Genomic DNA, 24376 nt, shown 5'->3' with positions numbered 1-24376 from the left:
TGTCAATAACTTATATGTTTATTTTTAAGAGAATAAACATATCTCAGTTAATTTCTTTGAAATTTAGCAATGACATCTTTCTTTATTTGGGTAGACGAATTTTTTGGACTGTATTTAATTTGAACTACTTTTTTTCCTTTTATATTAAAATAGTTCTCCACATCTTGGTTATGTGTTTTTCTACCCCAATCCTCCCCAATAACAAAAATATCAGCCTTAACCTTCTTACAAACACTCAAATAATCTAGCTCATGATATGGGATTACAACATCCACACAGCTTAACGCTAAAAGCATTTCTATGCGTTGCTCAAGTGGAATGATGGGGGGGGTAGGCTTATATAATTTAACCACTTCATCTGAAGCAACACCAACAGCAACCGTATCACCCAAAGTGGCACAATATTCCAATAACGCAAGATGTCCGACATGTAATAAATCAAAAGTACCTACTGTATATACAACCATTATTTTATTTAATTCCTAAATTGATGTAATGCCTACGACTGCCTGCCACTTCCCTATAAAAGCTTCCAACCATAAAAGACTGTTATTGCCAATGTATAAGTAACAAGTGCGTAAACATTAAATGCACTTCCGGAAAGTTTCGACATTTTAATTTCTGAAACATTTAGAGCGGCTAGACCTAAACAACTGACGTAAAGGATAATTGAAAATACACCCTGACTAAACATATTTTCAAAAATAAACACAAAAACCAATATTAAATTATTATTATCAAGCGCCATTCCCGTATATTTTGTGCCGCCGGAAAGGCCGTAGGTATTAAAGTAACTTAGTCTAATGGCACTGGCAGAAATAATAACAAACGCGCCTAGCAAAAATATAGGCTCAAATTTACCATAGCTCAAAAGAAGAATGGCAGGAGAGACGCCGTAGTTCACAATATCTATCAATGAATCAAGTTGCCCGCCAAAAAACCCTTGCTTACTTGTGCGCCTTTTTATTCTTCGGGCGGCCAAGCCATCTGCCCAGTCAAATGCAACAGCCCAAACCATGCCGATCATTGCAGCATAATAAACACCTAATATACTAAAATAAATGGCCAATATTGTGCATGCCAATCCTGCAAGCGAAAGTAAATTAGGAGCGTCTTTTACAAAAGACAGAATGGTTGGTTGTAACTCTTTATTGCTTGTAGTCATATAAATTGATAAATTGTTGAACCTTGGCCAATTAAGACTCTATTTTTTTGGAATAGATATCTTGAAAAATTTAACAGTGTATAAAATAGCTTTAACCAAGAGAGGACGTCACAGACAAGTATACTAACCTTGAATTAGGTTATCACAAGAAGTTAGTGTAAATTTTAAAAGTGACTTATCTTCTTACTTTAAAGCTTTAAGGCGCAGACGAAGTGCGTTAAGCTTGATAAAACCTGCCGCATCCTTTTGATCATAAGCACCTTCATCATCTTCGAAAGTTGCGATTTTTTCACTAAAGAGTGAGTCTTTAGACTTACGTCCAACTACGGTAATACCACCCTTATAAAGCTTAAGGCGTACTGTGCCGTTAACAGTTTGCTGAGTTTGGTCAATTGCTGCTTGTAGCATTTCACGCTCTGGGGCAAACCAAAAACCATTGTAAACCATTTCAGCATACTTAGGCATTAGTTCATCTTTAAGGTGTGCCGCTTCACGATCAAGCGTTAAGCTTTCCATAGCGCGGTGCGCTTTAAGCATGACCGCGCCTGCCGGAGTTTCATAGCAACCACGTGATTTCATACCAACAAAGCGATTTTCAACAATATCATCACGACCAATACCGTGTGCACCAGCGCGCTGATTTAATACTTCCATCACTGTTGCAGGACTCATGGACTCATTATCAATAGCTACAATATCACCTTTTTCATAAGAAATTTCAATGTACTCAGCCTTGTCTGGTGCATTTTCAGGAGAAACCGTCCAACGCCACATATCATCTTCTGGCTCAGCCCATGGGTCTTCTAGAATGTCACCTTCATAAGAAATATGCAATAAATTAGCATCCATCGAATATGGGGATTTTTTATCTTGCTTTTGGTAATCGATTTCAATACCGTGTTCTTCAGCAAAATTCATTAAACTCTCACGAGAAGATAAATCCCACTCACGCCATGGTGCAATTACTTGAATATGTGCATCAAGTGCATAGGCATTTAGCTCAAAACGCACTTGATCATTACCCTTGCCAGTGGCGCCATGAGAGATTGCATCAGCGCCCACTTCATGAGCGATTTCTACTAGACGTTTAGAGATTAATGGACGTGCAATTGAAGTGCCTAATAAGTATTCGCCTTCATAAATTGCATTGGCTCTAAACATTGGAAAAACGAAATCACGAGCAAACTCTTCACGTAAATCCTCAATAAAAATTTGCTTAACGCCAGCTGCTTTGGCTTTGGCACGCGCCGGCTCAACTTCTTCACCTTGACCAATATCAGCAGTGAAAGTAATTACTTCACACTGATAAGTGTCTTGCAACCATTTAACAATAATGCTTGTGTCTAAACCGCCCGAATAGGCCAATACTACTTTATTCATCTCTCTTCCTTTTGCGCTATTTATAATGCGCTTTTTTCAAAATTAATTGTTTTTACTAGTAAAATCTTATCGTTCTGATCAAGCACCTCAACCGTCCACAGGCCTGTCCAAGTATGCCAAATATTTTTACTTGACCAAACACGCCAGCGATCACCCTTGATTTTAAAGCTAATTTTCGCCTTAACTTGATCCTTAAAAATCCAGCGATGAGTAATGCGTTCACCCGCTAAATTACGTACATTGGTAAAGAAGTAAATTTTACCTAAAGAATCATCTGCTTCAGTGATTATCACGATAGGCTGCCTATTGTCAACAGATTTGGAAAAAACTGCTTGTGAAATATTCTCATGTGGCCAATTTGCCCAAGCAGAATTTATTAAAAAGAAAAATAGTAAACCTGTTTTTAACATTATTTCACCCAATCAATAACATAATCTTGTCGGGTATCGTAGTGTGGACATTGGCATGTTTGCTTGTCCATATAGTGACAAACTACATCGGTGAAATAAATATCGCCCGTGTCTTCATCCTCTAATTTGTGCAAACAGCAGCGCCCACAACTATCACACAATGACTCCCATTGCGCCCGACTCATCTCTTCTAAACTAAGCCTTTCCCAAAAATTTTGAACTCTATCAGCCATACTTTATAATGAACCACTGACTAAATATAGCAAGATCTTTTGACCTTTGGCATCACCTTTTCGTGCTGAAATACTCGCCCAATAATGAGCTTTTTGGTAATTGGCTTCAACCCCTATGCCATGGGCATACATCATCGCTAACGAATTCTGTGAGCGTGTCATATCCTGATTAGCCGCTTTATACATTAGTACAAATGCCTTGTTATCATCCTTGGCAACCAACTCTCCAATACTGTACAAAGTACTTAAATTATGCTGTGCAATAGGGTTACCCTGTTGTGCACTAATAACTAATTTTTCAACATTATTCATCATACCAACATTGCTATTTAATGAATCTAGAATCTGTTTCTGGTTCGGAATCAAAGTAATTGGCTTTTGAATAAATTTTGTATTTAGGCTATTTAAAATCTCATCTGTCAAATTAACAACAGGTGCAATAATTTCTATCGACTCAACATCGTCTGTTTTAATATTTGGTAAAGAAGGCTCGACTATCTCCAGCTCTAATACTTCTTTATTTGACTGCTCAATGGCGTCTAAATCTGCCAATAATGCTATTGCCAATTCAAGTGACTGGTCGCTAGCCTTGGTGAGCCACATTCTCGCTGCCAACATTTTCTCTTGTTTTAGCAAACTTTTTCCAAGTTGATATTGCGCTTGAGCATGTCCTGAGTCTGCTGCATTTAAGAACAACTGTTGGGCTTCGTGTTTATCTTCAATAACGCCAATACCTTCAAATAAATTTGTTGCCAAGGCAAATTGGGCACGAATATAGCCTTGATCGGCTGATTTTCGATAATAGAAAACAGCTTGTGAAAAATTATTGCGTTGTTGATAAAACTCAGCTAAATAAAATTGCGCTTCAGGGTCGAGCTGGTTAGCAGCACGAAGATACCAAACTTGCGCCAACGCATCACCTTGATCAACACCAACACCTTCATCGTACAACTTGGCTAGTGTTAGTTGTGCAACACCATAGCCTAATTGAGCGGCGCGTTGATACCAACGAAATGCTTCTTGATTATTAACCTCGGAGCCTTCACCTTGACGATACATAACTGCCAAATTATATTGCGCTGCAACAAAATCTTGTTCGGCAGCTTTTTCATACCAAATTAACGCTTTATTTAAATTACGATTAGTGCCGATGCCGTGATAGTAACCATTGGCAATATTAAATTGCGCACTGGAAAAGCCTTGCTCTGCCACACGTGTATACCAATAGAAGGCTAGCTTTTCGTCGGTTTTAATGCCAATACCGTTATGATACATATTGGCCAAACTAAATTGAGATCTAGCATCGCCACTCTTGGCAGATTTTTCTAACTTAGTTAGCAACAAGTCGTTGGATAACTCACTTGTTTCTTCAATGGCTTGAGACTGATACTTGATAACTTCATGCTTATCTTCAGACTGCAATATTTGCAATGCCTGAGCAGGCAAGTAAACAAGAAGAATTAAAAAAGAAAGTTTAATCATTTAAAAGACTGAACAAAATAAGATTAAAAAATACTTCTATTTTAATCGGATTTAGCAATTTGAGAGATCAATCGATCAATACCAACAGCAACCCCTGAACACTGAGGCAAAGAGTTTTCTAGTTGTTTTAAAAAGGCAATATCCAGCTCGAAACAAGGCTTATTTAATTGTTTTCGTTTGCTGTTTTCACGATCGAAAATTTGCTGGTAAGCTTGTGCATCTTGCAATTCATCATAACCATTAGCCACCTCCATGCCGGATAAATATAGCTCAAATCGATGCGCCACTTGCCCCTCAACTCTGGCCAATGCACTTTGTACTGCTGGATAATCGTAAATAAAACAAATAGGTAGTTGCTCTAATTTTGGCTCGCAAAGCGCGGTAAATAAAAATATTTGCAAATCTTCGATCCAATCAAAATCAATGCTAAGTTGATGAGATTTAGCAATAACCTTCAACTCATCAAAATTAGTATTAAGAATATTGATCTGTGCAAACTGTTCGAATGCTTGTGCATAAGACAACTTGTGCACTTCGCCTTTAATACCTAATACTTTAATCAAAGAAATGACATCACCCATCAATTGATGACTATCAAAATTTAAACGATAATACTCCAACATTGTAAATTCGTTAAAATTTTGTGAACCTTGTTCATTATCTCGATACACCTGACAAATTTGATAAATATCACCACTACCCTGGGCAATGAGTTTTTTCATCTCCAACTCTGGAGAGGTGTGCAAATATTGGGTTTTTAGCTGAATATCCAGATTAATCTGAATACTGATACTATCAATATAAACGTCAGTAACTGGTACATTAAGTAATGAAGTGGTTTGCACTTCGAGTACAGACTGATCATCAAAAAATTGACGTATTTTTTTTAGAACATCTGCTTTTTGATCTAAAGCTAATTTAAAGAGTGATGTCATAAATAATTCATTTTAGTAAATAAGCCAAGGAGAATACTAAATGTATTTGACGAGTCTTATCTACTAAAAAGGATATTTAGGGCGTTACTATTAAGAGCGACCGGCGTATTCGTTGGTACGAGTATCTACCTTTACCTTCTCACCAATACCGATAAACAATGGCACCTGTACCACCACACCTGTATTCATGGTTGCTGGCTTACCGCCTGTACCTGCAGAATCACCCTTAAGCCCAGGATCAGTATCAACCACTTCCAAGATTACATGGTTAGGGGGTGTAACTGAAATTGGATTGTCATTCCAAAGAGTAACAACACACATATCTTGCTCGACTAAATAACCCCTAACGTCATCCATGTTGCTATCATTAATAATAAACTGATCAAAGGTATCTGGATCCATAAAATTCCACTCGCTGCCATCGTTATATAGATACTGCATATCCAGCTCCATAACGTCAGCACCCTCTACAGACTCGCCTGATTTAAAGGTTTTTTCTAAGGTTTTTCCAGTGATTAAATCTTTAAGTTTCACTTTGTTAGAAGCTTGACCTTTACCGGGCTTACGAATCTCGTTGCTAATAATTGAACAAGGATTTCCATCTAACATTAGCTTTAAGCCATTCTTAAATTGACTGGTGGAGTAATATGCCATTTTTTAACCTATTAAGTGTAAAATTTAAGCATCTCATTTTACGCACATTTTCATGCATATACACGAATACCAAGCCAAAGGCTTATTCAGACAATTTAACATCAAGACTCCAGAGGCCATCCTTATTAACAGCACTTCTGAAGCAAATAAAGCTTGCGCAAATTTGGGCGGCAATATTTGGGTAGTAAAAGCTCAGGTGCACGCTGGTGGTCGCGGCAAAGGTGGTGGTGTTATTTTATGTCGCTCAGTTGAAGAAGTTGAAGCGGCTTGCAACCAGCTATTTGGTACACGCTTGATTACACCGCAAACTGATGCCAAAGGCTTGCCAATTAATCAATTGTTAATTGAAGGTGGACAAAGCATTGAGCGTGAATTATATTTAGGCTTATTGGTTGATCGTCAAACTCAAAAAATCACTATTTTGGCATCTACTGAAGGCGGCATGGATATTGAAAAAGTAGCTAGTGAAACGCCGGATAAAATCATTAAATTTGGTGTTGATCCGTTGGGCGTTTTAAACATAGATGATTGTGCTTCAATTGCTTCTAAGCTTGGCCTTGTCGATTCTTTAAAGGATCAATTCGTAACCACACTACTAGGCTTATATGAAATCTTTACCAGTAAAGATGTTAGCTTAATTGAGATCAATCCACTGATCACCACAATTGACAATAATTTACTTGCACTTGATGGCAAAATTGACTTTGATGACAATGCCTTATACCGCCATGAAGACATTGTTGAACTGCGTGATATTTCACAAGAAGATGAAAAAGAAAATGAAGCCAGCGAGCATCAACTTAATTACATCTCACTAGATGGCACCATTGGCTGTATGGTGAATGGTGCTGGATTGGCTATGGCTACTATGGATTTGATTGAACATCACGGCGGATCACCTGCTAATTTTTTAGATGTGGGTGGTGGCACGACAGCTGATCGTGTTGCAAAAGCCTTTGAACTGATTCAAACGCAAAAGAATGTAGTCGGTATTTTGGTGAATATCTTTGGCGGTATTGTACGTTGTGATTTAATTGCAGAAGGCATCTTGCGAGCCATCGAAAAAGTTGGCCTTAATCTGCCAATCGTAGTGCGCCTAGAAGGTACTAATGCTACCGCTGGACTAAAGCTATTAGATGACTCAAACGCAGACATACACACCGAAGCAGACCTAACTCAAGCAGCGATTAAAATTGTTGCACTGTCAAAGGAGGTTTCAGTATGAGTGTACTCATCAATAAAGACACAAAAGTTATTACTCAAGGTTTTACCGGTAAGCAAGGTAGCTTTCACTCTGAACAATCCATTGCTTACGGTACACAATTTGTTGGCGGCGTTACGCCGGGCAAAGGTGGACAAACACACCTAGATTTGCCCGTGTTTAATTCAGTCGAAGAGTCTATGGATGTAACTGGCGCTAACGCCACTATGATCTACGTTCCGCCACGCTTTGCTTACGCTTCAATTATTGAGGCTATTGAGGCCGAGATGCCTGTTATTGCTTGTATTACAGAAGGTATTCCCGTACAAGATATGCTTAAAATTAAAGCTATTTTAAAAGATTCCAACTCAACCTTAATTGGTCCAAACTGTCCGGGTGTAATTACCCCTGATGAATGCAAACTTGGAATTATGCCTGGTAATATTCATCGAGCTGGCAGTGTTGGTGTGATTTCTCGTTCAGGCACTCTAACCTACGAAGCGGTTCACCAAACCACACTTGCTGGCCTTGGGCAAAGTACCTGTATTGGTATTGGTGGCGATCCAATCCAAGGTATGAATTTTATTGATTGCTTAAAATTATTTGAAGCTGATCCACAAACACAATCCATTATTATGGTGGGTGAAATTGGCGGCTCTGCTGAAGAAGAAGCAGCCGAATATATCCAATCAAATGTATCCAAGCCAGTCGTGTCATACATCGCCGGACTTAGCGCACCTAAAGGCAAGCGCATGGGTCATGCGGGTGCAGTCATTAGTGGTGGCACTGGTAAAGCAGAAGATAAAATCAAAGCATTGCAAGCGGCGGGTGTTGCAATATCACCTACGCCAGCTACTATGGGCTCAACCTTAGTAGAATTATTAGCATGAAAAAACCTATTATTGTCTTAGGTGTTGGCGAGCTTGGTAGTGTTTTTGCACGCAGTTTTTTAAAAAACAATTATCCCGTTTATCCAATTACTCGTGAAACCGATATTGATGAATTAGCGAATACCATTGATCCAGAATTAGTTCTGGTTTGTACGGGTGAGGTCGACTTACAAGCCGCTTTAAAAACCATTCCAGAAAAATGGAAAGATCGTGTGGCAATGATGCAAAATGAGCTTTTACCCAGGGATTGGGAAAACTATGGCTTTATCAATCCAACGGTTATTTCTGTTTGGTTTGAAAAGAAAAAAGGCATGGATTCTAAAGTATTAATTTCTTCTCCAGCTTATGGGGGAAAAGCAGGCGTATTGACTGAGTCTCTTGCCTTGATTGACATCCCTGCACATGTCATGGAAAATGACGACGATTTACTGTTTGAATTAGTATTAAAAAACCTCTATATTTTAACCACTAATATTGCCGGCTTGGCAATTGAAGCTGGCGCCAATGTAGATGACTTACGCAACAAACATTTGCCATTAATGCGCGATGTATCAAAAGATGTATTAACCCTACAAACTCAATTAACTGGTCAAACTTTTGATAAAAATCAACTAGAAAAAGACATGATTAAAGCTTTTGAGGGTGATTTAGCACATGGCTGTATGGGCAGATCTGCGCCTGTAAGACTAGGCAGAGCATTGCAATTGGCGAATGAATTTGGCGTTACATTGCCAACTTTACAAAAAATTAAAACTAACCTTTAGCCATTCATTTTCGTATAGGTTTTTTCAATTTCCTGTTCTAATGCTAGCAGTGAAAAGCCTCGAATTTCTTCGATAAATTTCTGCCCCATAAAGAACACTTGAACAACAGGCAAAGAAAACACACCGTGCTGTGCGCAAACTTCTTGCAACTGTTCGCAATCAATATAAACCATTTCTAACTCTGGAAATTTAACAGAATATTTCTCTTTAATCTGTGGCTTAATGGTTTGACATACACCGCAATGCGCACCACCAAATAAAACCAATACAGCGTCTTTGTCGCGCTTCAGCGCATCTAGCTGCGCTTGATCTTTCAATTGATTCATAGACTCTCTCCTAATTGCTTGAAGAAGCTCTCAAAACTTGGCAACTCTAGTGAAGATTCTCTTTGTTTGGAGCCCCACATCGGCTCCGGAAAATAACTATCACCTTCAAACCTAGCCATTACATGCCAATGAACCTGTGGCAACATATTGCCAAAAGAGGCTATGTTAATTTTATCTGCCTTAAAGTAAGTAAGCATTTTCTTTTCAACAATATCAATAATTCTGAAAATTTCTAATTTTTCTTCAGCGCTACACTGGCTAAATTCTTTAACCTTTCTTTGTGTAAAAACCTTAATCCATGGAATTTCACTCGGCTCAATTTCAACCACTACTAACTCATTTTCATAAATCATATTCGATCCAATAACATGACATCACCATAAGAGAAAAATCGATATTCATTGTCAATAGCATGCTGATAAATATCCATCATTCGTTGCTGACCAATAAATGCAGCCACCAACATCAATAGTGATGACTTTGGCAAATGGAAATTAGTAATCAGCATATCAATCACTTTAAATTCATAGCCTGGGTAGATAAAAATATCCGTTTCTTCTTTAACTGCTTTTAATTCACCGCTTTTAGCAGCTGATTCTATTGATCTTATTGCAGTTGTGCCTATGGCGATAACTCGACCGTTATTAGCTTTTATTTGATTTATTTTATCTACCGTCACTTGGTCTACTTCATAATATTCACTGTGCATTTTATGCTCGGAAATTGTCTCGGCCTTAACTGGCTGAAAGGTTCCTGCACCCACGTGCAAAGTTACAAATACATGATCTACGCCTTGTTTTTTTAACTGATCAATCAGCTCATCATCAAAATGCAACCCTGCAGTAGGTGCAGCAACAGCACCCTCTCGCTGTGCAAAGACGGTTTGATAGCGCTCTAAATCGTCCTCTTCATCACTGCGTTCAATATAAGGTGGTAGTGGTATATGACCAACTTTATTAAGCAAATCAAGAAGTGAATCTGTCACAAAATCCAAGGTGTAAAAACCATTTTCCTTGCTAATAACTTGTGCTATATCACCATTTTCAAGAGTGATACAGCTACCAATTTTTGGCGCTCTACTAGCTCTAATCATGGCGAGAACTTGTTTTTCATTTAACAAGCGCTCGATCATAATTTCTACTTTACCGCCTGAGGCTTTATGCCCAAATAAACGTGCAGGAATGACCTTAGTATTGTTCATCACTAGTAAATCACCTGGCTTAATGAAATCCATTATTTGATGAAAATGCGCATCAACAATTGGCTTGTTTGCCACTAAGAGTCGGGAGTCTGTTCTATTTTGAGGCGGATTTTGGGCAATTAGTCGCTTTGGCAAATCAAAATCAAAATCACTTAATAGCATGACTTATTTTCTTTAATTTCCCCTGAGCAGGCCTTGCCTGCTCAGGGGGTAAGATTTTAATAAGATGTGGCTTTTGGGCAAATAATTCTAATAGTTGATAACTAGCAGTAACAATTGCTCTCGGAGTAATTGTAGCACCTGTAAAACTATCAAACATGCCACCATCACGTGTTACTTTCCACTGATCTACATTTGGATTAAACAAAGACAAGCCACTAAACTGTTCAATCCAATTTGATTTTCGAATTTCAATTTTATCACCTAAGCCTGGCGTTTCTTTATGTGCAATCACTCGCACGCCAAGTAATTTTTGGTCAATGCTCACACCTGTCAATAGGCGAATATCACCACTATAGCCATTGGGATAGGTATGCTCAAGCAAATATGCAAAGACTGTTTGGTTACGTTTGGCAGGATAGATATTAATCTTTTGCTTAACACCATGAAGTATCATTTCTTGAGTGTATTTATCTTGCAAAATATCGTTATCGTAACCAGAAACTAGCTCGCCAAGGCGTAAAATAAGTAATTGTTCTTCATTGTATTTAATTTGCTCCTCAGTACTATCTTGAGTCCAATTAACAAAGAAAATACTAACAATGGTAAAGGCGAATAACAATGCGCCTGATTTTAAAATCGACTTAATCATGATTTTCCAAATGCTTTTGGCTGTGTGTAATAATCAATCAAAGGCACTGTCATGTTTAAAAGCAATACAGCAAAGGCAATGCCATCTGGATAGCCACCAAAACTGCGGATAATTACAACTAAAATACCGATCAAAAATCCATAAATTAACCGGCCTTTTGGCGTAGTGCTGGCAGAAATTGGATCAGTTGCAATAAAGAACGCAGCCAGCATAGTACCACCCAACATTAAATGATTTTGTATAGGCAGATGCTGCTGTGGATCAAATACTGAAATTAACATTGCCATAATCAAAATGCCGGATAAAAATGCTACCGGGATGTGCCAAGAAATAATTTTACGCGCTAGTAAATAAATACCGCCTATTAGGAAGCCCGCATTAATCCATGCCTGAACACTAGAGTGTATTTGCAAGGTTGTTAATTCACGACCTAAGGATAAGCTTGTTTTAACATCATCTAATCGTGTTGCACCACTTAGACCATCAAAATGCAACAATTGGAATATTACTTCAATAGCTTGATTAAAGCTTAAAAAATCAATTGGCCATGTGGTCATTTGCAAAGGATAGGATATTAATAAAAAAGCATACCCCAACATGGCCGGATTAAAAGGATTATTACCCAGACCGCCGTACAATTGTTTACCAAAAATAATAGCAAACGCCACACCAACAACTACCATCCACCAAGGTGCAATAGCTGGAATAGAAATGGCCAATAAAATACCAGTTAACACTGCCGACCCATCACTAATAGAGTCTATTACTTTACGTCCACGTAACGCAACAAAGGCCGACTCAAAAACGATTGCAGAGATTGCGCCAAGTAATATCTGAATAACCACGCCCCAACCAAAAAATACATAAGAAGCACTCACACCTAAAATTAGCGCGTAAGTCACTTGCCTCATAATTTGATTGGTATTTAGTCCAGTACTATGCATTATCTTCCTTTGTTTTTTTAATACGTGCCATTGCTTGCGTAATTTTATCCTTTTGCACTTGACCTTTTTCTTTGTCTTTTGCCATTTTTTCTTTTAGCGCTATTTTCTTAACGGACATCATCTCAGCACGCTCTTTTTTATTGCGCTCTAGTCGAAATTCCCTAAATTCAAATCGATCCCTTGAGCGATCAATCCTAATTTCTTCACGCTTAAGCTTTCTATCTAACGCCTTAGCAAAAGAGAAGTATTCAGCAAGTGGAATGTTGCTTGGACAAACATAATTACAGCAACCGCATTCGATGCAATCCATTAAATTATATTCGAGTGCTTTTTCAATATTCTCACTTTTAGCATGCCAATATAATTGTTGTGGCAACAGATTTGCAGGACAAACTGACGCACAAGAAGAGCAGCGAATACACTCTTTAACAACTCGATCTGGCTCTTTATTATTAACAAAAATACAATTTGTAATTTTACAAATTGAATACTGAGCACTAGGAATATCAACACCCATCATCATGCCACCCATTCTTATATCATGCTCCTGGTTATTTGGCTCTGAACACTCAACCACTTGTGCAAAAGAAGTGCCTAATCTTGCCTCATAGTTTTGAGGGTGCTTTACTGCTGAACCAGTTACTGTCACAATTCTAGAAATAAGTGGCTTGTTATCAATAACCGCATCATAGATAGCCTTTACAGTGCCTACATTCTGACACAAAATACCATGGTCAGAGGCATGCTCACCTGAAGGAATTTCAAGATTTAATAAGGCTCTTATTAATAATTTTTCAGCACCAGAAGTGTATTTAGTTGGAATTTTCTCAATACTAATTCGATCATTAAAACTGTACATTAATAAGGAATTAAGTGCTTCTTGTTTATCGTCTTCAATGGAAACAATTACTTTTTTAGCGCCACAAGCATGCATCAATACCTCAATGCCTCGAATAATTTCACGTGGATATTCTTGCATTAATGAATCATCGCACATGATTCCAGGTTCACATTCGGTAGCATTAATGATCAGCGTGTGGGCACCTTGTGCATTAGTGATTTTTGCATGTGTCGGAAAACCGGCGCCGCCCATACCAACAATGCCCGCTTCACGAATTCTCTGAATGACTTTTTCAGCTGAACAATTTAAGAAATCTTTGTCACATTTTTCAATTTCAATCCACTCATCTTTGCCATCTGAGTCAATCACTATGCACATTGCATCAATTTCTGATGGATGTGGAATTGGTCGTTTTTCAATGGCGGAAATAATGCCTGAAATAGAGGCATGAACATTGATTGGAAATTGACCTGCTGTTTGTGCAATTACCTGACCTGTTAAAACTCGATCACCCAATTCCACACATGGCTTTGCTTCACCGCCTACACGCTGTTGTAATAACAACACCACTTGCTCTGGCGGTGGCACTTGTTTAATTTCTGGCTTTTCCACAGGATATGGATTGGGAATATGCACACCACCTTTAAACGTATGACTACCCATGAGCAATCCTCTTTAAGTCTGGTACAAAGGTTCCTAAAGTTGGCTTTAATTCTTTAATAAAAATACAGTCTACTGGGCAAACCGGAATGCACAAATCACAACCCGTGCATTCTTTAGCAATGACCGTTGTCATTACCTTGGATGCGCCTACAAATGCATCAACAGGGCAGGCTTGAATACACAATGTACAGCCAATGCAGAGATCTTCATCGACATAAACAAAATGGTCAGGCTTGGTTTCTCCATGCTCAGCATTTAAAAGTAAAGTCTCGACATCCAACAACTCTGCCAACGCATCGGCACCCTCTTGGCCGCCAGGTGGACATTGGTTAATCTGAGCTTTACCTTTGGCCAAAGCTTCTGCATAGGGACGACAACCTGGAAAGTCACATTGACCACATTGAGTTTGTGGCAATATAGCATCAATTTGATCCACCAAAGGATTGCCACTAACTTTAAATCGAATCGCAGCGTAACCCAAAATCAGCCCAAGAGCCAACGTTAGAATTGAAAAAATAACAATCGATTCCATCTCTAAGCTAGTCCAATAAATCCCATAAAGGCCATTGACATAAGCCCAGCAGTAATCAATGCAATAGGTGCGCCTTTAAAAGCAGCAGGAACATCCGCTGTATCAATGCGTTCACGAATGGCTGAAAATAATACCAATACAAATGAAAATCCAATGGCTGCACCAAATCCATATACAGCTGATGCTAAGAAGCCATTATCTTGATTAACATTTAATAACGCCACACCAAGTACGGCACAATTGGTTGTAATTAGTGGCAAGAAAACACCCAAAGACTGATGCAAAACTGGAGAGGTTTTGTTAACCGCTAATTCAGTAAATCCAACCACACCTGCAATGGTAACAATAAAAGCAATGGTGCGTAAATATTCCATATCAAATGGAACCAAGACATAAGTATTAACAAGGTAACTAGAAATGCTCGCCAAAGTTAATACGAATGTTGTCGCAAAACCCATGCCAATAGCAGTTTCAACTTTTTTCGAAACCCCCATGAAAGGGCATAACCCTAAGAACTTTACCAAGACGAAATTGTTAACCAAAATCGTACTCACTAAAATTAAGACATATTCATTCATAGCGCTGATTTTAACTCAAAAGTACTTTCAATAATCCAAATGAGCTAATTAACAACAATGCACTGCCAACCCATTTTTTAAACACTTGATCGTTTTCAATAATTTGCCTATGTGCCTTGATACCCGCAACATGCCCAATGGCAGCAACAGGTATTAAAGCAAGAGAGAATTGCCAATCAATGGCCACATCCATCACTACAAAGGTTGCCATCTTAATGCTAACCAATATAAACCAAAGCACAAATAAAGTATTGCGTAAATACTCTTTGGCAACATGGCGCATATACACCGCCACAATTAATGGCGCACCTGTGAGTGATGTGCCCGCCACATAACCGCCCAAAATTAATAATAATTTATCTACCCAGGGTTTATGCGAAGTGATTTTTTGATCGAAAATCCAGGTGATTGCATAAAAAATAGTAATTGAATAAATAAAAATAACCACGACAGTATCTGGCAAGCTCAATAGACCAGCAACACCAATAAGTGTTGGCGGAATGATCCATAATAATGAGTGCTGTAGGTATTGCCAATCAACTTTTTTAATTGACTTAAATAAAGTCAGCGAAGAAAAAAATAGCAAATGTATGCCAATAATAGGCAGCCAATAAACTGGACTACCACCTAGTAATAGCATAAGTGGCAAGCCTAATGCTGCGCCACCAAAACCAAGACCTGTACGAACAAAGCCCGCCCACAAAAAAATCAATCCAACCAGCACTAAGCTAGTAGCATCAAAACTCATTAACGAAGTGTATTGGCCAACCTTTCAGCGCTTTGTTGAGTAATATCAGCATCCTTAGCTTCCACCATAACACGGATCAATGACTCGGTGCCGGAAGCACGAATTAACACACGCCCTTCATCACCCAATAAAGCTTCAACTTCTTTAATGGCTGCATTTAACGTTTGATGATTATCAAGATCAACCTTACTTTTGGTTTTAATATTGATTAAAACTTGCGGATATTTAACCATGTTATTTTTTAATTCTGCAAGTTTTGACTGATCCTTTGCCAGCACTTCTAAAACCTGAAGTGCCGCTACAATACCATCACCAGATGTGGTTTGATCTAGACAGATCATATGGCCAGAGCCTTCTCCACCCAAAATAGAGCCGTGTTTTTTCATCTCCTCCATGACGTAACGATCGCCAACATTAGCTTCAATAAATTTAATGTTCAGGGCTTTTAAAGCATGGCGCATACCTAGATTAGTCATTTTGGTGCCAACCACTGTATTGTTGGTTAGCTTATTTTGGGCTTGCCACGCTTTCGCAACAATAAATACCAGCTGGTCACCATCAACTATCTCTCCAGTATGATCTACCATCATTAAGCGATCGCCATCGCCATCAAAAGCAATACCCAAATCAGCTTTTGTTTCAAGCACAACTTGTTGTAAATGCTTAGTATCAGTAGCACCGCAGTTTTTATTAATATTAAATCCATCGGGTGTATTGTTAATAATCGTAACATTCGCACCTAGCTCAGAAAATACGTCCTCAGCAATATGGTAGGCGGCACCATTAGCACAATCGATGACCAAGTTAAGGCCAGTTAAGTTTACTGAGCGATCAAAGGTAGACTTACAAAATTCAATGTATCGACCAAGTGGCTGTTCATGTCTACGCGCCTTACCAATTTTCCCAGAACTAACACTCACCATTGGCTCTGATAATTTTTTCTCAATTTTTGCTTGATCTGCATCACTAAGTTTCAACCCTTTTGCAGAGAAAAACTTAACGCCATTATCTTGAAAATGATTATGTGAAGCACTAATCACAACACCAGCACTGGCATTGTAAGTTTGCGTTAAATAAGCAATTGCTGGTGTAGGCATTGGCCCCAATAAACCCACATCAACACCAGCAGAGAGAAAGCCCGCCTCTAAAGCTGATTCAAATAAGTAGCCTGAAACACGCGTATCTTTACCAATAACAACACTGGCCTTACCTTGCTCAGATAAAACTGAACCAACTGCCCAGCCTAATTTTAAGAAAAAATCTGCAGTGATAGGCTCAATACCCACTTCACCTCGAATGCCATCTGTACCAAAATAATTAGCCAATTTTTTCTCCGTTTGTTACTTTCAACATTAATAGCGCATCTTTAGTTTCTAAAATATCATGAACTCGCACAATATTTGCCCCATTTTGAACTGCCATTATAGCGCCTATTACACTGCCAATTATTCTGCCTTCAGCTTCCCTGTTATTTAGCACAGCACCAATCATCGATTTTCTAGAAAGGCCAGCTAATAATCTTAGATTGAAACTTTTAAACTCGTCAAATCGACGTAGTATTTCTAGATTATGTTCAAGTGTTTTTCCAAAGCCAAAACCTGGATCTAAAATTATTTTATCTTTAGAGATTCCAGCGCGCTCACAAGCCTTAATTCGTTGATCAAAAAATCGCTTAATATCTTCAATAACATCATCATAAGTCGGATCAATTTGCATGGTTTTTGTCGAACCTTGCCTGTGCATCAAGCACACATCTACTTTTAATAAGGCCGCTATTTTCAATGCGCCTTCAGCTTGCAATGCATTAACATCGTTAATAACACTGGCGCCTGCTTCCACGGCTAGCTTCATGACTTGAGGTTCTGAAGTGTCTATCGAGATAGGCACATTGATCTGAGTGGATAACGCCTTAATAACCGGAATTACCCGGCTGATTTCATCATTTTCACTAACAGGCTGTGCATTAGGTCGCGTTGATTCACCGCCAACATCAATAATGTCGGCACCATTCGCAACCATACGCTTAGCACTTGCAATAGCGAGCTCAGTGTCAAAATACTGACCGCCATCAAAAAAAGAATCGGGCGTGATATTTAACACGCCCATAATCAAAGGATTTTTAAAGGACATTTTGCCCATAACAAATATCGCTAAATATTAAGCAACCTGAGGATTCTCATCAACCGGCTGATCGTCAGTATCATCTTCTTTAACGTCGCCACCGGTACCTAGTTCAGTTGATGCTACCTCAGAATCAGTCACTGTAGCCGCCTCACGAATTGGCCTTCTATCCATTAAATCATCAATTTGCTCTTTATCAATGGTTTCGAATTCCATCAAAGCTTTAGTCATTTCCACCAAAATATCTTTGTTATCTTCTAATATTTTTTTCGCTACATTGTAATTGACATCAATGATATTTCGAATCTCTGAATCGATTACTTTAAAGGTATCTTCTGATATATGCTTGTGTTTTGTCACTTGACGACCCAAAAACACCTCACCCTCGTCTTCACCATAAGACAACGGACCAAGCGCATCCGACATACCCCATTGCTTAACCATTTTATGAGCGATTTCTGTTGCACGTTCAATATCGTTACTTGCACCCGTGGTTACTGCATCGGCACCATACATAAGCTCTTCAGCAATACGGCCACCAAATAATGAAGAAATCTGAGAGTTTAATTTTCGTCTAGAAATACTGTAAGTATCTTTCTCTGGCAGAAACATAGTCACACCTAATGCCCTACCTCTAGGAATAATACTAACCTTATAAACAGGATCGTGCTCAGGCACCAAACGACCAACAATCGCATGACCAGCTTCATGATAAGCGGTCATTTCTTTTTCAGCTTCATCCATTGCCATGGACTTGCGCTCAGCACCCATCATGATTTTGTCTTTAGCTTTTTCAAATTCTTGCATACCTACCAATTCTTTGCCTTTTCCAGCAGCTAATAGCGCAGCCTCATTACACAAGTTAGCCAAATCAGCACCTGAAAAACCTGGTGTGCCTTTGGCGATACTAACTGATCGAACGTTTTTAGCAATTGGCAGTTTACGCATGTGTACTTTTAAAATCGCATCACGGCCATTAATGTCTGGCAAACCAACCATTACCTGGCGGTCAAAGCGTCCAGGACGTAACAGCGCAGGATCAAGCACATCTGGACGGTTAGTCGCAGCAATAACAATAATGCCCTCAGACCCTTCAAAGCCATCCATCTCAACCAACATTTGATTAAGCGTTTGCTCGCGCTCATCATGGCCACCACCCATGCCAGCGCCACGTTGGCGACCAACCGCATCAATCTCATCAATAAAGATAATACAAGGTGCGTTTTTCTTGGCTTGTTCAAACATGTCACGAACACGAGATGCGCCGACACCAACAAACATTTCTACAAAATCAGAACCCGAAATAAAGAAGAATGGTACATCAGCTTCGCCAGCAATAGCCTTGGCCAAAAGAGTTTTACCTGTTCCAGGAGGGCCGATTAATAAAACACCTTTAGGGATTTTTCCACCAACTTTGGTGAATTTACCTGGATTTGATAAAAAATCTACCAATTCAGCAACATCATCTTTAGCCTCATCTACGCCAGCAACATCATCAAAAGTAATGCTTGACTCGTCTTTAGTAATTAAACGCGCTTTAGACTTACCAAAACTCATTGGGTTCTTACCACCCATAGCGCCGCCAGCACCTTTCATGGTATAAAGAATGACGGCGATCAATAAAACAATTGGTGCTAATGAAATAATTAGCTGCTTAAAAAATCCATCTTTTTCAGGCGGTATCGCTACTACATTTACACCATTATCTAATAAATCGCCCATTAGACCTAAGTCACCTGGTGAATAAGTAGAAAACTGTTCACCACCAGCGCCTACGCCAGAAATACTACTGCCCGCAATGGTCACTTCAGAGACGTCGCCTTGCTTGACACTTTGAATAAATTCAGAATAAGTAATTTCACTTTTCTTGTCGTTGGTCTCAAATTGACTAAAAACAGAAGTAAGAACGCTGCCTAATACCAGCCATAACAATAAATTTTTAAACATGAATCAATACTAAAATTATAAAAAAATAGACGGGTAACTATACCCTATTGACCCCTTATATATGGACCAATAGTGTTTTTTCAAGGTTTTTCGAGGTTTTTCAACAAATAAAACCAAATTCTGTCATAATTCTTAACTTAATAAATTCAAAAAAAATGATTGTCATGTCTAAAATAAATCTATTAGCCGTTATCCTTATAACTACTCTATTAAGCTCATGTGGATTTCACACACCTATTAAAAATACCGAACTAAATGCAGTCATTGTTAGTGACAAATCAAATACCTTTGCTATCGAACTTAAAAAAAGATTCAATCAAGAGGCTGTACAAAATCTAACTATCCAAATTGGTGTAGAAATTCAAAAGCAACAAACCACTTCATATACAACGACCAATACAACCAACAGCTACACGCTTAGTTTAAGTGTGCCAATAAGAGTGTTTAGTGCCAAACAAGAACTTCTATTTTCTCAAGACCTAAAGGCCAGTAAACACCTAAATAAAATTACCTCTTCACAAGCTGATAGACTGCAAATTGAAGAGTCTTACACTCAATTGCGCAAAACCATCATTAAAAAACTACTTAGAAGACTGTCAAAACTCGATGAAAATTAGGCCTGAGTCGCTTAATTCCCAACTAGCTAATCAGCTTGAGTCGCTATATTTTGTTTTTGGTGCAGAGTTTCTATTAATTGAGCAAAGTTTAAACAACATAAACACTGCTGCCAAAAAATTTGGATTTGATGAAAAGGCCAGTTTTGAAGTTGATGGGAATTTTGATTGGAGTATTATTACTGCTGAAATTGCCAATACTTCTTTATTCTCACCAAAGCGTATTATTGAGTGCAGACTTAAAACTGGAAAAATTGGCGTTAAAGGCTCAAAGGCACTTAGTAGTCTAGCAGCTAATATTCCTAACGATATCTTGTTAATCATCTCCACTGGAAAGTTGGATATGGCCCAACAAAAAAGTAAGTGGTTCAAAACACTTGAGCAGCATGGCGGTGTTATCCAGCACTGGGAAATATCTAGCGACCATCTGGTCGGTTGGATTAGTAATCATATGGCTAACATTAGCCTTGAAGCTAATAAAGAAGTTGCTCAAAGCATTGCTTTTTACACTGAAGGGAATTTACTAGCCTCGATGCAGGAAATCCAAAAATTAAAAATGGCTTATCCTAACGGAAAAATCAATACCCAAGAGTTTTTAGAGCAAGCACAAGAACAGTCTAAATATACAATTTACGGATTGATTGATGCAGCTTTATTTGGCGACGCCATTCAAGTAAACAAAATTTACAATACCTTATTAGGTGATACGGCCATGCCGATTCAGCTAAACAGTTCGCTTTATCGAGAGATAAAAACCATTATCGATATGTCTATTGAAATGCATCAAAACAGCGATATTAACGCTATTTTACAAAGCCATCGTGTTTGGAATAAAAGAAAACCAATTATTACCAATATCCTTAAACGCCATTCTTATCAACGCCTACAAAAAATATTATTATTGCTTGGACGTATTGACCGCTCCATCAAAGGTATGGATAATCTAAATGTCATCGACGAATTACGTACAATTTTGTTAAATCTAGCAGGGAAAAATCAATGGGCTCAATAAAAAATCTAATTATTGAATTAGGAAGAAACGCCAAAATTGCAGCAAAATTACTTAGATGTGCCACCAGCTCTGAAAAGAATAATGCTTTATTAAACATTGCAAGTCAGATTGATAATAACCGCAGTACCATTCTGACAGCCAATAAAAAAGATCTTGAAAATGGCAAAACCAAAGGTTTAGATAGCGCCTTGATTGATCGACTAATGTTAGATGATCAGCGCCTAGATGGCATTATTGAAAGCCTTCATCAAATCAGCGTGTTACCTGATCCTGTTGGAGAAATTACCGACCTTAAATACCGACCAAGTGGCATTCAAATTGGCAAGATGCGTGTACCTTTAGGGGTGATGGGTATTATTTACGAATCTCGCCCAAACGTTACGATTGATGCAGCGGCACTTTGCTTAAAATCAGGTAATGGTACAATCCTGCGTGGTGGCTCTGAAGCTATCTATTCAAACCGCGCCTTGTACAATTGCGTCAAACAAGGTTTAATTGAAGCCAAGCTAAATGAGCACAGCGTGCAGTTAATTGATACTACAGACCGTAAAGCAGTTACTGAACTGGCTCAAGCCAGTGATTATGTTGATGCCATTATCCCTCGTGGCGGAAAAGGCTTAGTTGAAGCAATTAGTGCTAGCGCAAAAATGCCAGTAATCAAACATTTAAATGGCATTTGTCATACTTATATTGACAAAGATGCCGATACCGAAAAAGCTATTAAAATTGCATTTAATGCAAAAACCAGGCGTTACGGCGTTTGCAATGCAATGGAAACATTACTCGTACATGCGTCAGCTGCTGGCAGGATATTGCCTGAACTAATTGCAGAATACACTCTAAAAGGTGTGGAGCTTAGAGGTTGCGAGCAAACACGTCAATTTTCAAAACAAATTATTGCTGCAACTGAAGAAGATTGGGATACAGAATACTTAGATGCTATTTTATCCATTCGCATTGTTAACTCAATGTCGGATGCGATCGATCACATCGAACAACACAGCTCGGGACATACCGAATCAATCGTCACTGAAAACTATACTTCTGGGCGTCGATTCATTACTGAAGTTGATTCTTCATCAGTAATGATCAATGCCTCAACCGCTTTTGCAGATGGGTCTGAATATGGATTGGGCGCAGAGATTGGTATTAGCACTGATAAATTTCACGTTCGCGGTCCAGTAGGCCTTGAAGGATTAACTTCGCAAAAATATATCGTCCTCGGTGACGGTCACATTAGACAATAAAAACCTATGAATACAAGCGAAACGCTTGCTGTTTTTCAGCGTGGCACAGATGAAATATTGCCATTAGATGAGCTAAAGAAGAAACTCGCCAAAAACAAACCTCTGCGTATTAAAGCAGGCTTTGATCCAACAGCGCCAGACTTACATTTAGGCCACACAGTGTTAATCAATAAACTTAAACAATTACAAGATTTGGGGCATGAAATATTGTTTTTAATTGGCGATTTCACCGGAATGATTGGCGACCCAACAGGGAAAAGTGCTACGCGCCCGCCACTCACCAAACAGCAAGTCGTTGAAAACTCACAAAGTTATCAAGATCAAGTTTTTAAAATTTTAGACAAGGATAAAACTACCGTTGTATTTAACTCTGAGTGGATGGATAAAATGAGTTCAGCTGAAATGATTCAGCTTGCCTCACAACAAACCGTCGCTAGAATGCTGGAGCGTGATGATTTTTCAAAGCGTTATAAATCTGGAAAAGCAATTTCAATTCATGAATTTCTTTATCCACTTATTCAAGGTTATGACTCGGTCGCACTTAAAGCAGATCTGGAGCTTGGAGGTACCGATCAAAAATTTAATCTACTAATGGGTAGAGAGCTACAAAAACAAGCAGGCATGGCTCAGCAAGCTATTCTTACTATGCCAATTTTGGAAGGTCTTGACGGTGTTCAAAAAATGTCAAAATCGCTTGGCAATTATATTGGCATCAATGATGCACCAGACGATATGTTTGGAAAAATTATGTCTATTTCTGATGAGCTAATGTGGCGCTATCTTGAACTGTTAAGTTTTGAGTCACTTGAAACAATCGAATCCTGGAAAGTTGAAATTGAAAATGGCGAAAATCCTAGAAATATTAAGTTCCGCTTAGCAGAAGAAATTATTACTCGCTTTCATACTAGTGACGCCGCAAAACAAGCACAACAAAATTTCATTAACCGCTTTGCCAAAAATAAAGCGCCTGATGAAATGCCAGAATTTAGCTTTGATCTAGGTATTAAAATTGCCAACTTATTAAAAGATGCAGGATTGGTTAATTCTACCTCAGACGCTTTTAGAATGATTAAGGATGGTGCGGCTAAAATTGAAGGCGAAAAAATATCTGATCGAAATTTAGAGTTAGAAAAAGGCACAGCTGTCTATCAAGTTGGTAAGCGCAAGTTTGCAAGAGTGACAATTCAGTAAAAAAATGCTATAATACCCCCTCCAGGGGATGACATGGCTTCGACGAGGAGTTGGATCTCAAGGACGCATGCCGAGGATAAAGATAACTCGTAAAAATATGCTTTAAAAATATAGTTGCAAACGAAAACAACTACGCTTTAGCAGCATAATGCTAACCGCCCCTTAGAGATTGTCTGTATTTTTAAGATGGCGGCCGTTTACAGACTCGCTAGGATTATTTTTTCAGGGTAATTCGGTTAAAACTTTCTGGAATCGCTTCTTACATCCCTGATGGTCGGGTGGTAGGCGGCTAACTCAAGTTGACCAAGCTAAGCATGTAGACTCTTTGTTTGAAGGTTTTCGGACGCGGGTTCGATTCCCGCCATCTCCACCAAACTACCAAAGCCAACTTTTTAGTTGGCTTTTTTTATTTATGGCTTAAATGCTATCGAGTAAAGCTTTCATTTGTGACGGGAGAGTTGGCAATTGAAGAACTCCGTGTAACGG

General features: G+C 38.7%; 27 protein-coding genes and 1 other RNA gene. 8 read left to right on the top strand and 20 right to left on the bottom strand.

All coding sequences use genetic code 11. The annotated features are described in order from the left end of the window. Positions 1–47 precede the first annotated feature (47 nt). The 8 genes from BTHERMOSOX_RS04065 to efp form a co-directional block, all read right to left on the bottom strand. Positions 48–467 carry an FAD synthase family protein gene (locus tag BTHERMOSOX_RS04065; protein ID WP_138119691.1) on the bottom strand — a complete coding sequence of 140 codons (420 nt, stop codon included), beginning with the start codon at positions 465–467 and terminating at the stop codon, positions 48–50. Between the two features lie 53 nt (positions 468–520). Beyond that, the gene (locus tag BTHERMOSOX_RS04060; protein ID WP_138119689.1) at positions 521–1165 is read right to left on the bottom strand and encodes a CDP-alcohol phosphatidyltransferase family protein; all 645 of its coding nucleotides are present in this window, start codon (positions 1163–1165) and stop codon (positions 521–523) included. Between the two features lie 183 nt (positions 1166–1348). Further along, complete coding sequence (locus BTHERMOSOX_RS04055) at positions 1349–2545, bottom strand: argininosuccinate synthase (protein WP_138119687.1); 1197 nt, start codon at positions 2543–2545, stop codon at positions 1349–1351. Between the two features lie 20 nt (positions 2546–2565). Beyond that, entirely contained in the window at positions 2566–2955 is a 390-nt protein-coding gene (locus BTHERMOSOX_RS04050) for a DUF2914 domain-containing protein (protein ID WP_138119685.1), read from the bottom strand. Beyond that, positions 2955–3188, bottom strand: a complete 234-nt coding sequence (locus tag BTHERMOSOX_RS04045; RefSeq protein WP_138119683.1) for a YkgJ family cysteine cluster protein — start codon at positions 3186–3188, stop codon at positions 2955–2957. The genes BTHERMOSOX_RS04050 and BTHERMOSOX_RS04045 overlap by 1 nt, the downstream gene beginning before the upstream one ends. Positions 3189–3191: 3 nt before the next feature. Beyond that, positions 3192–4670 carry a tetratricopeptide repeat protein gene (locus BTHERMOSOX_RS04040; protein ID WP_138119681.1) on the bottom strand — a complete coding sequence of 493 codons (1479 nt, stop codon included), beginning with the start codon at positions 4668–4670 and terminating at the stop codon, positions 3192–3194. Between the two features lie 41 nt (positions 4671–4711). Further along, entirely contained in the window at positions 4712–5605 is an 894-nt protein-coding gene (gene epmA, locus BTHERMOSOX_RS04035; RefSeq protein WP_138119679.1) for an EF-P lysine aminoacylase EpmA, read from the bottom strand. A 90-nt stretch (positions 5606–5695) separates the two neighbouring features. Next, entirely contained in the window at positions 5696–6259 is a 564-nt protein-coding gene (gene efp / locus BTHERMOSOX_RS04030; protein WP_138119677.1) for an elongation factor P, read from the bottom strand. A 52-nt stretch (positions 6260–6311) separates the two neighbouring features. Between efp and sucC the strand changes: the two genes are divergently transcribed. Genes sucC through BTHERMOSOX_RS04015 form a run of 3 tightly spaced genes read left to right on the top strand, consistent with a single transcriptional unit; the run spans position 6312 to position 9114 of the window. Then, positions 6312–7484 carry an ADP-forming succinate--CoA ligase subunit beta gene (gene sucC, locus BTHERMOSOX_RS04025; RefSeq protein WP_138119672.1) on the top strand — a complete coding sequence of 391 codons (1173 nt, stop codon included), beginning with the start codon at positions 6312–6314 and terminating at the stop codon, positions 7482–7484. Next, the gene (gene sucD, locus BTHERMOSOX_RS04020; protein WP_138119670.1) at positions 7481–8350 is read left to right on the top strand and encodes a succinate--CoA ligase subunit alpha; all 870 of its coding nucleotides are present in this window, start codon (positions 7481–7483) and stop codon (positions 8348–8350) included. Before sucC ends, sucD begins: the two co-directional genes overlap by 4 nt. Beyond that, positions 8347–9114 carry a hypothetical protein gene (locus tag BTHERMOSOX_RS04015; RefSeq protein WP_138119668.1) on the top strand — a complete coding sequence of 256 codons (768 nt, stop codon included), beginning with the start codon at positions 8347–8349 and terminating at the stop codon, positions 9112–9114. The genes sucD and BTHERMOSOX_RS04015 overlap by 4 nt, the downstream gene beginning before the upstream one ends. Here the strand turns inward: BTHERMOSOX_RS04015 and BTHERMOSOX_RS04010 are convergent. The 12 genes from BTHERMOSOX_RS04010 to ftsH are packed head-to-tail and all read right to left on the bottom strand — an operon-like array spanning position 9111 to position 19826. Continuing rightward, positions 9111–9440, bottom strand: coding sequence for a thioredoxin family protein (locus BTHERMOSOX_RS04010; RefSeq protein ID WP_138119666.1), 330 nt, complete (start codon positions 9438–9440; stop codon positions 9111–9113). The genes BTHERMOSOX_RS04015 and BTHERMOSOX_RS04010 overlap by 4 nt on opposite strands. Further along, positions 9437–9793 (bottom strand): HIT family protein, encoded by a 357-nt coding sequence (locus BTHERMOSOX_RS04005; protein ID WP_138119664.1) that lies wholly within the window; start codon positions 9791–9793, stop codon positions 9437–9439. The genes BTHERMOSOX_RS04010 and BTHERMOSOX_RS04005 overlap by 4 nt, the downstream gene beginning before the upstream one ends. Next, positions 9790–10803, bottom strand: a complete 1014-nt coding sequence (queA, locus tag BTHERMOSOX_RS04000; RefSeq protein ID WP_138119662.1) for a tRNA preQ1(34) S-adenosylmethionine ribosyltransferase-isomerase QueA — start codon at positions 10801–10803, stop codon at positions 9790–9792. Before queA ends, BTHERMOSOX_RS04005 begins: the two co-directional genes overlap by 4 nt. Next, positions 10790–11452 (bottom strand): electron transport complex subunit RsxG, encoded by a 663-nt coding sequence (gene rsxG / locus BTHERMOSOX_RS03995; RefSeq protein ID WP_138119660.1) that lies wholly within the window; start codon positions 11450–11452, stop codon positions 10790–10792. Before rsxG ends, queA begins: the two co-directional genes overlap by 14 nt. Then, positions 11449–12396: an RnfABCDGE type electron transport complex subunit D gene (locus BTHERMOSOX_RS03990; protein ID WP_138119658.1), complete on the bottom strand. Its 948-nt coding sequence runs from the start codon at positions 12394–12396 to the stop codon at positions 11449–11451. The genes rsxG and BTHERMOSOX_RS03990 overlap by 4 nt, the downstream gene beginning before the upstream one ends. Beyond that, positions 12389–13900 carry an electron transport complex subunit RsxC gene (gene rsxC, locus BTHERMOSOX_RS03985; protein ID WP_138119655.1) on the bottom strand — a complete coding sequence of 504 codons (1512 nt, stop codon included), beginning with the start codon at positions 13898–13900 and terminating at the stop codon, positions 12389–12391. Before rsxC ends, BTHERMOSOX_RS03990 begins: the two co-directional genes overlap by 8 nt. Next, on the bottom strand, positions 13893–14432 hold the full coding sequence (gene rsxB / locus BTHERMOSOX_RS03980; RefSeq protein WP_138119653.1) for an electron transport complex subunit RsxB: 540 nt from the start codon (positions 14430–14432) through the stop codon (positions 13893–13895). Before rsxB ends, rsxC begins: the two co-directional genes overlap by 8 nt. A 2-nt stretch (positions 14433–14434) precedes the next feature. After that, positions 14435–15010: an electron transport complex subunit RsxA gene (gene rsxA, locus BTHERMOSOX_RS03975; RefSeq protein ID WP_138119651.1), complete on the bottom strand. Its 576-nt coding sequence runs from the start codon at positions 15008–15010 to the stop codon at positions 14435–14437. 10 nt (positions 15011–15020) lie between these two features. After that, a complete protein-coding gene (locus BTHERMOSOX_RS03970) occupies positions 15021–15758 on the bottom strand; it encodes a TSUP family transporter (RefSeq protein WP_138119649.1) in 738 nt (245 codons plus the stop codon). Beyond that, positions 15758–17083 (bottom strand): phosphoglucosamine mutase, encoded by a 1326-nt coding sequence (gene glmM / locus BTHERMOSOX_RS03965; RefSeq protein WP_138119648.1) that lies wholly within the window; start codon positions 17081–17083, stop codon positions 15758–15760. The genes BTHERMOSOX_RS03970 and glmM overlap by 1 nt, the downstream gene beginning before the upstream one ends. Then, a complete protein-coding gene (gene folP, locus BTHERMOSOX_RS03960; RefSeq protein ID WP_138119693.1) occupies positions 17076–17888 on the bottom strand; it encodes a dihydropteroate synthase in 813 nt (270 codons plus the stop codon). The genes glmM and folP overlap by 8 nt, the downstream gene beginning before the upstream one ends. Positions 17889–17915: 27 nt before the next feature. After that, positions 17916–19826, bottom strand: coding sequence for an ATP-dependent zinc metalloprotease FtsH (gene ftsH / locus BTHERMOSOX_RS03955; protein ID WP_138119646.1), 1911 nt, complete (start codon positions 19824–19826; stop codon positions 17916–17918). Between the two features lie 164 nt (positions 19827–19990). Between ftsH and lptE the strand changes: the two genes are divergently transcribed. The 5 genes from lptE to ssrA all read left to right on the top strand — a co-directional run bounded on the left by lptE (position 19991) and on the right by ssrA (position 24263). Further along, positions 19991–20443, top strand: coding sequence for an LPS assembly lipoprotein LptE (gene lptE / locus BTHERMOSOX_RS03950; protein WP_138119644.1), 453 nt, complete (start codon positions 19991–19993; stop codon positions 20441–20443). Continuing rightward, positions 20433–21452, top strand: coding sequence for a DNA polymerase III subunit delta (holA, locus tag BTHERMOSOX_RS03945; RefSeq protein ID WP_138119641.1), 1020 nt, complete (start codon positions 20433–20435; stop codon positions 21450–21452). Before lptE ends, holA begins: the two co-directional genes overlap by 11 nt. Then, positions 21440–22699 (top strand): glutamate-5-semialdehyde dehydrogenase, encoded by a 1260-nt coding sequence (locus tag BTHERMOSOX_RS03940; RefSeq protein ID WP_138119639.1) that lies wholly within the window; start codon positions 21440–21442, stop codon positions 22697–22699. Before holA ends, BTHERMOSOX_RS03940 begins: the two co-directional genes overlap by 13 nt. A gap of 6 nt (positions 22700–22705) precedes the next feature. Continuing rightward, entirely contained in the window at positions 22706–23890 is a 1185-nt protein-coding gene (tyrS, locus tag BTHERMOSOX_RS03935; RefSeq protein WP_138119637.1) for a tyrosine--tRNA ligase, read from the top strand. 24 nt (positions 23891–23914) lie between these two features. Next, positions 23915–24263: a transfer-messenger RNA gene (gene ssrA, locus BTHERMOSOX_RS03930) on the top strand. Positions 24264–24376: the final 113 nt, after the last annotated feature.

This window comes from Bathymodiolus heckerae thiotrophic gill symbiont, assembly GCF_900128515.1.
In the GTDB taxonomy this organism is placed as follows: Bacteria; Pseudomonadota; Gammaproteobacteria; order PS1; family Pseudothioglobaceae; genus Thioglobus_A.
The sequence above is the reverse complement of the archived record's forward strand: the minus strand, read 5'-3'. Positions and strand labels throughout refer to the sequence as shown.

What these genes read in the sequence shown, in the direction of transcription:
- BTHERMOSOX_RS04065 (WP_138119691.1), bottom strand. Translation starts at nt 467, where the DNA reads ATGGTTGTATATACAGTAGGTACTTTTGATTTATTACATGTCGGACAT.
- BTHERMOSOX_RS04060 (WP_138119689.1), bottom strand. Translation starts at nt 1,165, where the DNA reads ATGACTACAAGCAATAAAGAGTTACAACCAACCATTCTGTCTTTTGTA.
- BTHERMOSOX_RS04055 (WP_138119687.1), bottom strand. Translation starts at nt 2,545, where the DNA reads ATGAATAAAGTAGTATTGGCCTATTCGGGCGGTTTAGACACAAGCATT.
- BTHERMOSOX_RS04050 (WP_138119685.1), bottom strand. Translation starts at nt 2,955, where the DNA reads ATGTTAAAAACAGGTTTACTATTTTTCTTTTTAATAAATTCTGCTTGG.
- BTHERMOSOX_RS04045 (WP_138119683.1), bottom strand. Translation starts at nt 3,188, where the DNA reads ATGGCTGATAGAGTTCAAAATTTTTGGGAAAGGCTTAGTTTAGAAGAG.
- BTHERMOSOX_RS04040 (WP_138119681.1), bottom strand. Translation starts at nt 4,670, where the DNA reads ATGATTAAACTTTCTTTTTTAATTCTTCTTGTTTACTTGCCTGCTCAG.
- epmA (WP_138119679.1), bottom strand. Translation starts at nt 5,605, where the DNA reads ATGACATCACTCTTTAAATTAGCTTTAGATCAAAAAGCAGATGTTCTA.
- efp (WP_138119677.1), bottom strand. Translation starts at nt 6,259, where the DNA reads ATGGCATATTACTCCACCAGTCAATTTAAGAATGGCTTAAAGCTAATG.
- sucC (WP_138119672.1), top strand. Translation starts at nt 6,312, where the DNA reads ATGCATATACACGAATACCAAGCCAAAGGCTTATTCAGACAATTTAAC.
- sucD (WP_138119670.1), top strand. Translation starts at nt 7,481, where the DNA reads ATGAGTGTACTCATCAATAAAGACACAAAAGTTATTACTCAAGGTTTT.
- BTHERMOSOX_RS04015 (WP_138119668.1), top strand. Translation starts at nt 8,347, where the DNA reads ATGAAAAAACCTATTATTGTCTTAGGTGTTGGCGAGCTTGGTAGTGTT.
- BTHERMOSOX_RS04010 (WP_138119666.1), bottom strand. Translation starts at nt 9,440, where the DNA reads ATGAATCAATTGAAAGATCAAGCGCAGCTAGATGCGCTGAAGCGCGAC.
- BTHERMOSOX_RS04005 (WP_138119664.1), bottom strand. Translation starts at nt 9,793, where the DNA reads ATGATTTATGAAAATGAGTTAGTAGTGGTTGAAATTGAGCCGAGTGAA.
- queA (WP_138119662.1), bottom strand. Translation starts at nt 10,803, where the DNA reads ATGCTATTAAGTGATTTTGATTTTGATTTGCCAAAGCGACTAATTGCC.
- rsxG (WP_138119660.1), bottom strand. Translation starts at nt 11,452, where the DNA reads ATGATTAAGTCGATTTTAAAATCAGGCGCATTGTTATTCGCCTTTACC.
- BTHERMOSOX_RS03990 (WP_138119658.1), bottom strand. Translation starts at nt 12,396, where the DNA reads ATGCATAGTACTGGACTAAATACCAATCAAATTATGAGGCAAGTGACT.
- rsxC (WP_138119655.1), bottom strand. Translation starts at nt 13,900, where the DNA reads ATGGGTAGTCATACGTTTAAAGGTGGTGTGCATATTCCCAATCCATAT.
- rsxB (WP_138119653.1), bottom strand. Translation starts at nt 14,432, where the DNA reads ATGGAATCGATTGTTATTTTTTCAATTCTAACGTTGGCTCTTGGGCTG.
- rsxA (WP_138119651.1), bottom strand. Translation starts at nt 15,010, where the DNA reads ATGAATGAATATGTCTTAATTTTAGTGAGTACGATTTTGGTTAACAAT.
- BTHERMOSOX_RS03970 (WP_138119649.1), bottom strand. Translation starts at nt 15,758, where the DNA reads ATGAGTTTTGATGCTACTAGCTTAGTGCTGGTTGGATTGATTTTTTTG.
- folP (WP_138119693.1), bottom strand. Translation starts at nt 17,888, where the DNA reads ATGTCCTTTAAAAATCCTTTGATTATGGGCGTGTTAAATATCACGCCC.
- ftsH (WP_138119646.1), bottom strand. Translation starts at nt 19,826, where the DNA reads ATGTTTAAAAATTTATTGTTATGGCTGGTATTAGGCAGCGTTCTTACT.
- lptE (WP_138119644.1), top strand. Translation starts at nt 19,991, where the DNA reads ATGTCTAAAATAAATCTATTAGCCGTTATCCTTATAACTACTCTATTA.
- holA (WP_138119641.1), top strand. Translation starts at nt 20,433, where the DNA reads ATGAAAATTAGGCCTGAGTCGCTTAATTCCCAACTAGCTAATCAGCTT.
- BTHERMOSOX_RS03940 (WP_138119639.1), top strand. Translation starts at nt 21,440, where the DNA reads ATGGGCTCAATAAAAAATCTAATTATTGAATTAGGAAGAAACGCCAAA.
- tyrS (WP_138119637.1), top strand. Translation starts at nt 22,706, where the DNA reads ATGAATACAAGCGAAACGCTTGCTGTTTTTCAGCGTGGCACAGATGAA.